The following is a 13,460-nucleotide window of genomic DNA, read 5'->3' on the forward strand; positions in this document are numbered from 1 at the left end:
GAGCCAGGCGAACAAGTAAAAAATTAATCGCAATTATTCACGGAATAGCTTTGCGGAATATTTTGCGGTCCATATGAAGATTCATATGAAGCAATCGCTGTAGTCCGATTCTCTTTTTGCTTCATGTCATTGCATTCATTCAACGACGGAATGCATTAGTAGCACGTAGTCGCAGCTCTATTCGTGAAGGTGAGTCGTCGCGCGCCCGATTCCAGCGCCGTCGCACCCGTTGCATCGCGCACAACAACGAAGACGTTCGCACTTGCCGCGGCTTTTCAGGTGCAAACGTCTTGAGGAACGGTAAGCCATGCACATCGCCATTTCTGCTGTCACGGTCGCGGTGGCTGCAATCGTCATCTGGTGGTCGCTTCATCCGCGACGGGTCGCTTCCGCTCGCGAGGGGGTGTTCGCGCATACGCGCAATGGCACGTCTGTCGTGCCGATGCTTCATCGCGTGACGGATGCTGTTGCGCACTTGCGGCCGACGCGCGGCGCCGCCGGTCTCTTTGCCGTCACGCGTCGGCAGCCCGGCACGATGACGGAGCTTGCCGACGTGTTCGAATGTTTGCCCGTCGCGTCCGTCGTCTTCGACGAGCATGGCGTGATCGTGCTCGCCAACGCGCAGGCCGAGTGGCTTTTCGACTATCGGCGCGGCGTGCTGAGCGGCGCGTGTGTCGGCCTCGTCGCGCCGGCGCTGTCGCAGGAGCGCTGCGCGGGCACGGGCGCGTCGCAGAACGTGAGCGGGCCGGCCGTGACCGCCACGCGCAATCTGCGCGCGCGTCGCCGCGACGGCAGCGAGTTCCCCGTCGAGATCGCGACGAGCACGATCCGTTACGAAGGACGCGTCGCGACCGTCGCGTTCATCACCGATATGACCGAGCGCTTCGAACTCGAACGCAATCGCCGGGAGCTTGCGCATCTGACGCGCGTCTCGATGATGGGCGAGCTTGCCGCGTCGCTCGCGCACGAACTGAACCAGCCGCTGACGGCTATCCTCAGCAACGGCCAGGCCGCGCAGCGCTTCATGGATAAGGAGCCGATCGACCTTGCCGAAGTGCGCGACATCCTCAAGGACATCGTCGACGACAGCGGCCGCGCAAGCGAAGTGATACGCCGGATGCGCGCCTTCGTGAAGAAGGAGGAGCAACAGCAACTCGCGAATCTCGATGCCGGCGGATTGCTGCGCGATGTGGCGTTGCTCGTGCATAGCGATGCCGTCGCGCGCGGCATCCATGTGTCGCATGTTATCGACGACGGACTGCCGCCCGTGCGCGGCGACAAGGTGCAACTCCAGCAGGTGCTGCTGAATCTGCTGCTCAACGCGTTCGATGCCGTCAGCGAGTGCGACGCGCCCAGCCGCGTGGTTGCGCTCTTTGCGCAACCCGATCGCGAAGGCATGGTGCGCATTGCCGTGCGAGACCGGGGACATGGACTGACGGCCGACAAGCTCGAATGCATCTTCAAGCCGTTCGTCACGTCGAAGCCGCAGGGGCTGGGGCTCGGTCTGTCGATCAGCCGCTCGATCGTGCAGATGCACGGCGGCCGCTTGTGGGCCGAGACCAATCCGGATCAGGGCGTGACGTTCTATATCGCGTTGCCCGCATCGCGAGACGCATGCAACGCGGGCGCTGCGCAGGCGGCGTCATGAGCGACATGAACGGCACGAACGACACGATGAGCGATGTCGCGACGCAAGCGGCCGCACTCGTCTATATCGTCGACGACGACCCGTCGGTGCGCCGCGCGCTGACGCGTCTCGTCAAATCCGCCGGCTACGGCGTCGAGGCGTACGGCTCGGCGCGCGACTTTCTCGATCATGCGTGCGCCGGGCATGCGCCCGCCTGCGTGGTCCTCGACGTGCAGTTGCCCGATCTGAGCGGACTCGAATTGCAGCGCGAACTCGATGAGCGTTTGCCCATCATCTTTCTGACGGGACACGGCGACATCGCGATGACGGTCGGCGCAATCAAGGCGGGCGCGACCGATTTCCTCACCAAGCCCGTGCGCGACGACGACCTGTTGCGTGCGATCGAACAGGCGCTCGCGCATTCGGTGCAAGTCTCGAACGCGATGCACGAGCTCGAAGTGCTGCTCAGCCGCGTCGGGCGTCTGACGGTGCGCGAGCGCGAAGTGATGAATCTCATCGTGCTCGGCCGTCTGAACAAGCAGGTTGCGTGCGAACTCGGCACCGTCGAGAAGACCGTGAAGGCGCATCGCGCGCGCGTGATGCAGAAGATGGAAGTCAGTTCGCTCGCCGAGCTTGTGCGCATCGCCGACAAGATCGCCGTTGCGAGTGTCACACGCAATCCCTTCAGTTCGCAGGCACCGCATACGAGCGCACCCCATGTTGCGCGCGAGGCCACGCGCGAGCGGATACGGGACCAAGGTCCAATACCACGGGCGCCCGCAGTCTCATAGTCTATTGCTGAAGCGTTCACGCATCGCTGTGTGCGCGCGGCCGGTCAATGGACTATTCAGAATGGGCACAGACAAACCATTCGTCGTCGTCGTGGACGACGATGCGTCGGTGGGCAGGGCGATCAAGCGCCTGTTGCGCTCCGTCGGGATTGCGGCCGACACGTACGCGAGTGGCGATGAGTTTCTCGACGTGCTGTCGGCCACGCCTGCGTATCGCCCCCACTGCGTGATACTCGACGTGCAGATGCCCGGCTCCAACGGGATCGAGGTCCAGCGCCGGCTGGCGGGCAGCACCGTGCCCGTCATTTTCATCACCGCCCACGACGACGCGGGCGTGCGCGAAGCCGCGCTTGCGGCGGGTGCGAGGGCCTATTTGCGCAAGCCATTCAACGACGTGCTTTTCATCAGGACAGTGTGTGCCGTGCTCGGCATCGCTGCGCCGCTATGACATTTCTCGTCGCGCGAACGAAGGGCGTCGAACGCTTGCGTGCGAGGTCCGCGCGGCCAAAAAAGGGTATTGGACCAAGGTCCAATTGTCTTTGCCATGGCCGGATTCCACACTTCATTGCATTGGAGTTGCCAGGCCGACTGGCGCATCTGGATTCGCCCGCCGCGCGATGCGCGAGCAACGGGTACGACGGGCAAACGTATCGACTTGGGGAGATTGATCATGAAACAGGCGCTTCCTGTCACATGGATGCTTGCCGCGTTGCTGCTGGCAGACGTTGCATCGGCCCAGCAGCCGATCTTCTACCCGGCCAAGGGCCAGAGCCAGCAGAAGCAGGCTAACGACATGTCGCAATGCCAGAGCTGGGTGACGCAGAACACGGGTGTCAATCCCGCCGTGCTCGCGCAGAACGCGGCGAACCAGCCGCCGCCGCCCCAGCAGTCGGGACAGCGCTTGCGCGGCGCGGCAGGCGGCGCGGCGACGGGCGCGGCGATCGGCGCGATCGCGGGCGACGCCGGCAAGGGCGCGGCAGCGGGTGCAATCGCGGGCACGGTGGTGGGCGGTTCGCGGCAGCGCCGCCAGGCGGCCGCCGCGCAGGAGCAGCAGCAGGCCGCTCAACAGCAGACATCGCAGCAGATGGCGACATGGAACCGCGCGCTTGCAGCATGCATGAACGGACGCGGATATACGGTGCAATGACGCGGCGATCGAAGGGGGCCACGATGAACTGTCGATCGCAAGTTGCGTTGTTCGGGGCGGACTCAGCCGCCGTGCGGCGCGCGGGCCGCATGATGCCGCGTCTCGCGCTGGCGTCGGCGCTCGTGTGCGTCCTTTCCCTTTCCCTCAACGCCTGCAAGAAGGCCCCCGCGGAGGCGGCCCGTCCGCCCGTCGAGGTGACGGTGGTCACGGTCGCGCAAAAGGAAACACCCGTCGCATTCGAATTCACCGCGCAGACGCAAAGCTCGCGCGAGGTCGAGATCCGCGCGCGCGTCGAGGGCTTTCTCGAGAGGCGCATGTACACGGAAGGCGCGCTCGTTCAGCCCGGCCAGGTGCTGTTCGTGATGGATCGCAAGCCGTTCGAGGCCGCGCTGCAAACGGCCAAGGGCGCGCTCGCGCAGCAGCAGGCGCGACTGCTCGTGACCAAGCAGAACCTCGCGCGCGTGGTCCCGCTCGCCGCGCAGAACGCGTTGAGCAAGAAGGACCTCGACGATGCGACGGGCAACGAGAAGCAGGCCGAAGCCGCCGTGATCGCCGCGCAGGGCGAAGTGCAGACGGCCGAGCTGAACCTGAGCTACACGACGATCCGCTCGCCGCTCAAGGGCCTTTCCAGCTTCGCGCGCGTGCAGGACGGCAGCTATGTGACGCCCACGCAGTCGGGGCTGCTCACCTACGTCTATCAGCTCGATCCGATGTGGGTGAACTTCAGCATCTCGGAGAACGAGCTGCTGCGCTATCGCGAGCAGGTCACGAAGGGCCTGCTGCGCTTTCCGCCCGACAACGAGTTCGACGTGACGGTGATACTCGCCGACGGCTCGATCTATCCGCAGCAGGGGCGCATCGACTTCACGAACCCCGCGTTCAGCCAGGAGACGGGCACCTTCCTCGTGCGCGCCGTGTTCGGGAATCCCAACGGCACGCTCAAGCCCGGCCAGTTCGTGCGTGCGAAGGTGTCGGGCGCCGTGCGGCCCAACGCGATTCTCGTGCCGCAGCGCGCGGTGCTGCAGGGCGCGAAGAGCCACTTCGTGTGGGTGCTCGACCAGAACGGGAACCCGCATCAGCGTGTGATCGATGTCGGCGACTGGCACGGTGACGACTGGTTCGTCAATGAAGGGCTGAAGCCGGGCGAGCGCGTGGTGGTCGACGGCGCGATCCGCGTGTCGTCGGATGCGACGATCAAGGTGGTGAGCGCGCCGGCTGCGCCAGGCGCTCCAGCGCCCGCATCCGCGCCTGCTGCGGCGGCGTCGGCACCGGCATCGACGCTGGCGCAAGCACAAACACAAGCGCAACCGCAAACGCAACTACAAACGCAGGCGCATCCCGGCAGCAGCGGAACGAGCAGCAGCACGAGTCCCTGATCCGATGACGACCCGACGCCGTCCGGCGCAACCGATCCGATGAACATCTCTCACTTCTGCATCGACCGTCCGATCTTCGCCTCGGTCATCTCGATCGTCATCACGCTGGGCGGCGCGCTGACAATGCTCGCGCTGCCGACCGCGCAGTACCCCGACATCACGCCGCCGCAGATCACGATCTCCGCGACCTATCCGGGCGCGAGCGCCGACGTGGTCGCCAACAACGTCGCCGCGCCGATCGAGCAGCAGGTCAACGGCGCGGACAACATGATCTACATGAGCTCGTCGAGCTCGTCGACGGGCAACCTGACGATCAACGCGTACTTCCAGATCGGCACGAACCCCGAGCTCGCGCAGGTCGACGTGCAGAACCGCGTGAATCTCGCGCTGCCGCAGCTGCCGCAGTCGGTGACGGCGCAGGGCGTGCAGGTGCAGAAGAAGTCGCAGGCCTTCATGATGGTGATCGCGATCTACTCGCCCACCGAGCGCTACGACGCGACCTACATCGCGAACTACGCGAACGTCTACGTGCTCGATGCGCTCAAGCGCATACCCGGCGCGAACCAGTCGAGCATCTTCGGCACGCCCGACTACGCGATGCGCATCTGGCTGCGCCCCGACCGCATGGCGCAGCTAGGCATCACGGCCGCCGACGTGCAGCGCGCCGTCGCCAACCAGAACCAGCAGTTCGCGGTCGGGCGCCTCGGCCAGTCGCCGACGGGCAACCCCGTCGAGCAGTCGTTCGCGGTGACCACATCGGGACGGCTCACCGAGCCGGGCGAGTTCGAGAACATCATCATCCGCGCGCAGAGCGGGGGCGCGGCGATCGTGCGCCTGAAGGACATCGGGCGCGCCGAGCTCGGCCAGAAGGACTATTCGATCCGCAGCCGCTTCCAGGGCAAGCCCGCCACCGTGCTCGCCGTCTACCAGCAGCCGGGCGCCAACGCGCTCGACGTGTCAAAGCAGGTGCGCGCGTCGCTCGCCGAGATGAAGAAGTCGTTCCCCGAGGGCATCGACTACGAGATCGCGATGGACACCACCGAGTTCACGCGGGCGTCGATCTCGGACGTGGTGCACACGTTCTTCGAGGCCGTCGTGCTGGTGGTGATCGTCGTGTTCGTGTTCCTGCAGAGCCTGCGCGCGACGCTGATCCCGGTGCTGGCCGTGCCCGTGTCGATCGTCGGCACGTTCATGGGGATGGAGGCGCTCGGCTTCTCGATCAACATGCTCACGCTGTTCGGCATGGTGCTCGCAATCGGTATCGTGGTGGACGACGCGATCGTCGTGATCGAGAACGTCGAGCGCAACATGACGGTGCACAAGCTCGATCCGAAGACGGCCGCCAAGCAGGCGATGGACGAAGTGGCGGGCCCCGTGGTCGCGATCGTGCTCGTGCTGTGCGCGGTGTTCGTGCCCGTGGCGTTTCTCGGCGGCATCACCGGGCAGATGTACAAGCAGTTCGCGATCACGATCGCGATTTCGGTGGTGATCTCGGGCATCGTCGCGCTCACGCTGTCGCCCGCGCTCGCATCGCTGCTGCTCAAGCCCGGGCATCACGAGAAGAAGGGCTTTTTCCGCTGGTTCGACAACCAGTTCGCGCGGATGACGGCGGGCTACACGCGTGCGGTGCGCGTCATCATCAAGCGCTTCGTGATCGCGCTGCTGCTCTTTGCCGGCATGATCGCGCTGTCCGTCATGATGATGCGCTCGATCCCGACCGCGTTCCTGCCGCCCGAGGACCAGGGCTATCTGCTGGGCGCCGTGATCATGCCCGATGCGGCGTCGCTGGACCGCACGGGCCAGGTGTCGGACCGCGTGTCCGAGTACTTCATGAAGCAGCCCGCCGTCGGCAGCATCACGACCGTCGATGGCTTCAGCATTCTCGACAGCCAGAACAAGAACAACTCGTCGACCTTCTTCGTGGGCTTCAAGAGTTTCGACGAGCGCTACAAGTCGGACAATATCCGCACGCAGAATGCGCGCGCCGTGCTCGTCGACGCATACAAGGCGCTGTCGCAGGTCCGCGAGGGCATCGTCGTGCCGCTGAATCCGCCGTCGATCCCAGGTCTCGGCACCACGGGCGGCACCGAGATGTGGATTCAGAGCAAGGGCGACGCGACCATCGCGCAGTTCGCCGCCGTCGTCAACGATTTCGTCGCGAGGGCCAAGCAGCGTCCCGAGCTGACGGGCGTCACGTCGACCTTCAACGCGGACTCGCAGCAACTGCTCGTGGACGTCGACCGCGACAAGGCCGAAACGCTGGGCGTGCCTGTCGAGGATGTCTACAGCGCGATGCAGACGATGTTCGGCTCGCTGTACGTGTCGCAGTTCAACCGTTCGAGCCGCCTGTGGCAGGTGATCCTGCAGGCCGAGCCGTCGTATCGGCTGAAGCCCGAGGACCTCACGCAGATCTTCGTGCGCAGCAAGACGGGCAGCATGGTGCCGCTCAAGTCGGTCGTGACTTCGCACTACGTGACGGGCCCGGATCTGATCACGCGCTTCAACAACTTCCCGGCCGTGAAGATCACCGCGAACGCGGCGCCCGGCTATGCGTCGGGCCAGGTGATCAGCGCGCTCGAGGAACTCGCTGCGTCGATGCCATCGGACTACGGCATCGCGTGGAGCGGCGAGGCGTTCGAGGCGAAGCAGTCGGGCGGAACGTCGGGGCTCGTGTTCGTGTTCGGGCTGATCATGGTGTTCCTGATCCTCGCGGCGCAGTACGAAAAGTGGAGCCTGCCGTTCGGCGTGCTGATGGCGGTGCCGTTCGCGCTCTTCGGCGCGCTGCTCGCGATCATGCTGCGCGGGCTCAACAACGACGTGTACTTCCAGATCGGCCTGACGATGCTGGTGGCGCTCGCGGCGAAGAACGCGATCCTGATCTTCGAGTTCGCGGTGATCAACCGCGAGGCGGGCAAGTCCGTGTTCGACGCGACGATGACGGCGGCCGAGGAGCGGCTGCGCCCGATCGTGATGACCTCGCTCGCGTTCATTCTCGGCTGCGTGCCGCTCGCGATCGCGACGGGTGCATCGGCCAACAGCCGCCACTCGATCGGCACGGGCGTGATCGGCGGGATGCTGGGCGCGACGGCGATTGCCGTGTTCTTCATCCCGATGTTCTTCTGGGCGCTCGAAACGATGTCGGAGAAGAGCGGCAAGAAGAAGGGGGAGACGCCGCCTTCTTCGCCTGAAGTACAGCCTTCTTCGAAGACGGTACCGCCTTCCGTGCCGGGACCGGCGGGCACGGGCGGACCGACGATCACGCCGTCCGCTCCACGCGAGGGCGACTGACATGCGCCGCGTTCCGCTTCCTCCGCTTCGCGTGCGTCGCTTGCGCCGCGCTTCGCCTATGCCCGTCGCCAGCGCGCTCGCGTGCGTGCTGTGCACGTTCGCGCTGAGCGGCTGCCTGCTCGGGCCGAACTACTCGCGCCCGCAACTCGACGTGCCGGCGACGTATCGCTTCCCCGACAACTACGCGTCGGATGTGGCGAACACCGAATGGTGGAAGCAGTTCGACGATCCCGTGCTGAACGACCTGATCACGGCGGCGCTCGCGAACAACAACGACGTGAAGATCGCCGCAGCGCGCGTCGACCAGTTCCTCGGCCAGTTCGTCACGACGCGCGCGGCGCTGCTGCCGCAGATCGGCGCGAGCTTCGACGCCGAGCGCCAGCGTCTGCCGACGGGCTCGCCACTGCTCGCGAACGTGAACAACCCGGTGTTCAACACGTACACGGCGGCGCTGTCGGCGTCGTGGGAGATCGACCTGTTCGGCCATAACCGGCGCCTCACGGAGTCCGCGCGCGCAAGTCTGCTTTCGAGCGAGGAAGCGAAGCGCGGCACGATCCTGACGCTGGTGTCGTCGGTGGCGTCGTCGTATATCAATCTGCGCAGCCTCGACCGGCAACTGGAGATCGCGAAGGCGACCACGGAGAGCCGCGCCGATTCCGTGCACGTGTTCGAGCTGCGCTTCAAGGGCGGCGAGGTTTCGCAGATGGAGCTCGCGCAGAGCCAGTCCGAGTACGAGGACTCGCGCTCGCGGATTCCGCAGATCGAGGCGCAGATCGCGCAGCAGGAAGACGCGCTGTCGGTGCTGCTCGGGCGCAATCCGGGCGACATCCTGCGCGGACGCGCGCTCGCCGAACTCGTGGCGCCCGCGGTGCCTGCGGGGCTGCCGTCGGATCTGCTCGAGCGGCGCCCCGACCTGCGCCAGGCCGAGCAGGACCTGATCGCGGCGAACGCGCAGATCGGCGCAGCCAAGGCGCTGTACTTCCCGCAGATTTCGCTGACGGGCCTGTTCGGCACGCAAAGCGGCCAGTTCTCGAAACTCTTTACGGGGCCGACGCGCGTGTGGTCGTTCGCCGGCTCGGTCGCGCAGCCGATCTTCACGGGCGGCGCGATCACGGGCCAGGTGAAGCAGGCCGAAGCGGTGCAGCAGCAGGCGCTGTACTCGTATCGCAAGGCGATCCAGGTCGCGTTCCAGGAAGTGGACGACGCGTTGATTTCAGCGCAGAAACTGCGCGAGCAGTTCGAGGTGCAGGGACGTCAGGTCGATGCGCTCGCGAGTTACGCGCACTTTGCGCGGCTGCGCTACGAGGGCGGCTACACGAGCTATATCGAAGTGCTCGATGCCGAGCGCAGCCTCTTCAATGCGCAACTGAGCCAGACGCAGACGCAGGCGGGCGTGCTGGTGTCGTATGTGAATCTGTACAAGGCGATGGGCGGCGGCTGGGTCGTCGATGCGGAGGGACTCACCACGCAAGCGGCGCAAGCGGGGCAAGTGACGCAAGTGACACAAGCGGCGCAAGCGACACAAGCGGCGGCGGCACAGCCGGCGCATGCGAGCGACGCCGCCCGTCCCGCCGATGCATCGCCGCAGGACGTGAAATGAGCGATGCAATGTCTTCCGGCTATCTCGGCCACGTGGCGCGGACGATGCCTGTGATCGCGTGCCACGAATGCGATCTGCTCCAGCGCGAGAGCGACGTGCCGCCCGAAGGCGTGCTGCACTGCTGCCGTTGCCGCGCAACGCTGTACCGGCGTCATGCGAACAGCCTCGATCGCACGCTCGCGTATGCGCTCGCGGCCTGCGTGCTGTGGATCATCTCGAACTCGTTTCCGATCGTCGGGCTTTCGGTGAACGGCGATCTCGTCGAGACGACGTTGTTCGGCGCCGTGCGCGTTCTGTACCGGGACGGCATGTGGCCGCTGTCGGTGCTGATCTTCTTTACGACGATACTGATGCCCGCTTGCCAGGCGCTGGGTCTCGTGTGGCTGCTGTTGCCGCTGCGGCTCGGGCGCACGCCGTATCGCGCGGACGTCGTGTTCCGCACGCTGCGCATCGCGCAGGAGTGGGGCATGACGGAAGTGCTGATCCTCGGTCTGCTCGTCGCGCTCGTGAAGCTCGCGCATATCGCGTCGGTGGTGACGGGCCCGGCGTTGTGGTCGTTCGGCGCGCTGATGCTGATGCTCGCGGCCGCGGCGTCCGCCTTCGACGTGCGCGATCTGTGGACGCGTCTCGAAGGCATGCCCGACGCCGGTCCCGGTTTCGACAGCGACACGCCGTTTCCCGCTGCGACGGCAGCGGCCTGCGGCCTGTGCGTATGCCACGACTGCGGCCTGCTCACGCGCCCCACGCCAGCGGAAGCCCGCGATGCGCGCGACTATGCGAACGTGCACGCGCCCGTGCATCTGCACGCGCATCCCGGGCATTGCCCGCGCTGCGGCGCGCATCTGCACCTGCGCAAGCCCGATAGTCTCGCGCGAACGTGGGCGTATCTGATCGCGGCGATGATCTTGTACATCCCCGCGAACGTGCTGCCCGTGATGGATACGAGCTCGCTGTTCGGCGCGCAGAAGGACACGATCATGAGCGGCGTCGTCTATCTGTGGACCTCGGGTTCGTGGCCGCTTGCCGTGCTGGTCTTCATCGCGAGCATCGCCGTGCCGATGCTGAAGATTCTCGCGATCAGCTTTCTCGCCCTGTCGGCCAACTTCCGCTCGACGTGGCAGCCCGATCAGCGCGCGCGCATCTATCGCATCGTCGAACTGGTCGGGCGCTGGTCGATGCTCGACATCTACGTGATCGCTGTGCTCACGGCGCTCGTGCAATTCAACGCGCTCGCCACCGTGCGCGCCGGTCCCGCTGCGATCGCGTTCGGCGCGGTCGTCGTGCTGACCATGTTCGCCGCGATGTCGTTCGATCCGCGGCTCATCTGGGATACGAGGGAAACGCAATGAGCAGGCCGCCCGATCTGCCCGACGCTGTAGCGGTGCCGCGCAAGCGTTGGCGCATCCAGTGGATCTGGCTCGTGCCTGTCGTCGCGGTGCTGATCGGCATCTGGCTTGCCGTGCAAGCCGTGCTGTCGCAAGGTCCGACCATCACGATCCAGTTCAAGACGGGTGAAGGACTCGAAGCGGGCAAGACGAAGATCAAGTTCAAGGACGTCGATATCGGCGTCGTGAAGAAGGTTGCGCTCTCGCGGGACTACAAGAACGTGGTCGCCACGGCCGAACTGACGCGCGACGCGACCGACATGCTGGTCGACGACACGCGCTTCTGGGTCGAGCGTCCGCGCATCGCGGGCGGCAACGTGTCGGGTATCAGCACGCTGCTGTCGGGGGCGTTCATCGGCATGGACATCGGCCGTGCAAAGCAGGAGCGGCGCGATTACGTCGGGCTCGAAACGCCGCCCGTGTTCGCAAGCGACGTGCCGGGCCGCGAATTCGTGCTGCACGCAGAGAACCTCGCTTCGCTCGATGTCGGTTCGCCCGTCTATTTCCGGCGCCTGCGCGTCGGCCAGGTCACATCGTTCGAGCTCGACAAGGACGGCGGCGGCATCACGCTGCACATCTTCGTCAACGCGCCCTACGACCACTACGTGAAGAGCGATTCGCGCTTCTGGGAGGCGGGCGGCATCGACGTCGCGCTGGGCACGGAAGGCGTGAAGATCAACACGCAATCGCTAGTGTCGATCCTGATCGGCGGCCTCGCGTTCGACACCCCTTCGTCGTCGCTCTCAGAGCCCGAAGCGCAGGTGCGCACGTCGTTCACGCTGTTCCCGACACGCGCCGATGCTTTGAAGGTGCAGGACCGCATCGTCGATACGTACGTGCTCACCTTCAAGGAGTCGGTGCGCGGCCTGACGGTGGGCGCACCCGTCGACTTCAGGGGCATCGTGATCGGCGAAGTGTCGGGCATCTACACGCGCTTCGACCCTGTGACGAAGGAGATCAGCATTCCTGTCGAGATCAAGTTCTATCCGGAGCGCTTCACGTCGCGTCACGAGGAGCCATCCGAAGGACGCCTCGTGACCGACCCGAAAGCCGTGGCGGACTTCCTCGTGTCGCGCGGCTTCCGCGCACAACTCAAGACGGGAAGCCTGTTGACGGGCCAGCTGTACATCTCGTTCGATTTCTTCCAGCACGCGCCGCAGGCGAAAATCGACTGGAGCCGCACGCCGCCCGAACTGCCGACCGAGCCGAGCGGCCTGCAATCGCTGCAGGAATCGTTCAACCGGATCGTCGCGCGCATCGACAAGCTGCCGCTCGAGCAGATCGGCAAGAACACGCAGCAGACGTTCGCCAATGCCAGCGCGCTGCTGCAAAGCCTCAACACGCAGGTCGTGCCGCAGGCGAAGAGCGCGCTGTCGGCCGCGCAGACCACGCTCAATACAGCGAACAGCGCGCTCCAGCCCGACTCGGCGCTGCAGCAGGACACGAGCGATGCGATCCGCGAGCTCGCGCGCACGGCGGCATCGTTCCGCGCGCTTTCCGATTATCTGCAGCAGCATCCCGAAGCGCTGCTGCGCGGCAAACCGGGGGACGCAAAGTGAAGCGATCGATGCTCTCGCACGGTGCGTGTCTCTGCGTCGCGGCAGCGGCGGTGCTGGCCGGGTGCGGTTCGCCGCATTCGAACTTCTATACGTTGAGTTCCGACGCGACGCTCGAAAGCACGGGCGCGCCCTTGTCCATGTCGGTGGTGGTCGGTCCGGTGACAGTGCCGGAACTCGTCGACCGGCCGCAGCTCGTGACGCGCATGTCGGGCAACGAGGTGAAGCTCAACGAATTCGCGCGCTGGGGCGAGCCGCTCAAAAGCGGCGTCGCCGATGTGATCGCCGCCGATCTGGCGCGGCTGCTCGGCTCGCAGCGTGTGTCGGTGTCGTCGCAGACGGTGGCGGGCACGGAGGCGTGCCGCGTGCGCGTCGATATCGTGCAGTTCGATTCGATGCCGGGCGAGGCCGTCGCGATTGACGCGCTGTGGACCGTGCGCCTCGCCGGCCACACGGCGCTGCTGACGGGCCGCTCGACGGTGCGCGAACAGGTGCAGGGCGCGGACGAGGAGGCGCTCGTGGCGGCGCACAGCCGGGCGCTAGCGTTGGTGAGCCGCGACATCGCGGAGGCTATCCGGCGTTCGCCGCCAGGGTGAGCGCGCGCGTAACGAGCGTGGCCGGTGCGGGGGCTGGCGGATGGTTTGGCGTGTGGTTTGGCGCATAGTGCGGACAGGCCTCGCGGGCAGACTC

Annotated in this window: 10 protein-coding genes; all 10 read left to right on the forward strand. The window is 65.8% G+C overall.

The window, feature by feature from the left end; genetic code table 11:
• The first annotated feature begins 307 nt into the window (after positions 1-307).
• The 10 genes from BN2476_RS30745 (at position 308) to BN2476_RS30790 (ending at position 13,366) form a co-directional block, all read left to right on the forward strand.
• A complete protein-coding gene (locus BN2476_RS30745; protein ID WP_087737971.1) occupies positions 308-1,648 on the forward strand; it encodes a two-component system sensor histidine kinase NtrB in 1,341 nt (446 codons plus the stop codon).
• Between the two features lie 26 nt (positions 1,649-1,674).
• A complete protein-coding gene (locus tag BN2476_RS30750) occupies positions 1,675-2,418 on the forward strand; it encodes a response regulator transcription factor (RefSeq protein ID WP_087738078.1) in 744 nt (247 codons plus the stop codon).
• A gap of 61 nt (positions 2,419-2,479) precedes the next feature.
• On the forward strand, positions 2,480-2,866 hold the full coding sequence (locus BN2476_RS30755; RefSeq protein ID WP_087737972.1) for a response regulator transcription factor: 387 nt from the start codon (positions 2,480-2,482) through the stop codon (positions 2,864-2,866).
• Between the two features lie 222 nt (positions 2,867-3,088).
• Entirely contained in the window at positions 3,089-3,565 is a 477-nt protein-coding gene (locus BN2476_RS30760; protein WP_087737973.1) for a glycine zipper family protein, read from the forward strand.
• 89 nt (positions 3,566-3,654) lie between these two features.
• Positions 3,655-4,941, forward strand: coding sequence for an efflux RND transporter periplasmic adaptor subunit (locus BN2476_RS30765; protein WP_087738079.1), 1,287 nt, complete (start codon positions 3,655-3,657; stop codon positions 4,939-4,941).
• A gap of 39 nt (positions 4,942-4,980) precedes the next feature.
• On the forward strand, positions 4,981-8,229 hold the full coding sequence (locus tag BN2476_RS30770; RefSeq protein WP_087737974.1) for an efflux RND transporter permease subunit: 3,249 nt from the start codon (positions 4,981-4,983) through the stop codon (positions 8,227-8,229).
• 58 nt (positions 8,230-8,287) lie between these two features.
• Complete coding sequence (locus BN2476_RS30775) at positions 8,288-9,829, forward strand: efflux transporter outer membrane subunit (RefSeq protein WP_087738080.1); 1,542 nt, start codon at positions 8,288-8,290, stop codon at positions 9,827-9,829.
• Positions 9,826-11,178: a paraquat-inducible protein A gene (locus tag BN2476_RS30780; RefSeq protein ID WP_087737975.1), complete on the forward strand. Its 1,353-nt coding sequence runs from the start codon at positions 9,826-9,828 to the stop codon at positions 11,176-11,178. Before BN2476_RS30775 ends, BN2476_RS30780 begins: the two co-directional genes overlap by 4 nt.
• On the forward strand, positions 11,175-12,773 hold the full coding sequence (locus tag BN2476_RS30785; protein WP_087737976.1) for a PqiB family protein: 1,599 nt from the start codon (positions 11,175-11,177) through the stop codon (positions 12,771-12,773). Before BN2476_RS30780 ends, BN2476_RS30785 begins: the two co-directional genes overlap by 4 nt.
• An 8-nt stretch (positions 12,774-12,781) precedes the next feature.
• Positions 12,782-13,366 carry a PqiC family protein gene (locus tag BN2476_RS30790; protein ID WP_173819685.1) on the forward strand — a complete coding sequence of 195 codons (585 nt, stop codon included), beginning with the start codon at positions 12,782-12,784 and terminating at the stop codon, positions 13,364-13,366.
• Positions 13,367-13,460: the final 94 nt, after the last annotated feature.

It is taken from the genome of Paraburkholderia piptadeniae (assembly GCF_900007165.1).
In the GTDB taxonomy this organism is placed as follows: Bacteria; Pseudomonadota; Gammaproteobacteria; order Burkholderiales; family Burkholderiaceae; genus Paraburkholderia; species Paraburkholderia piptadeniae.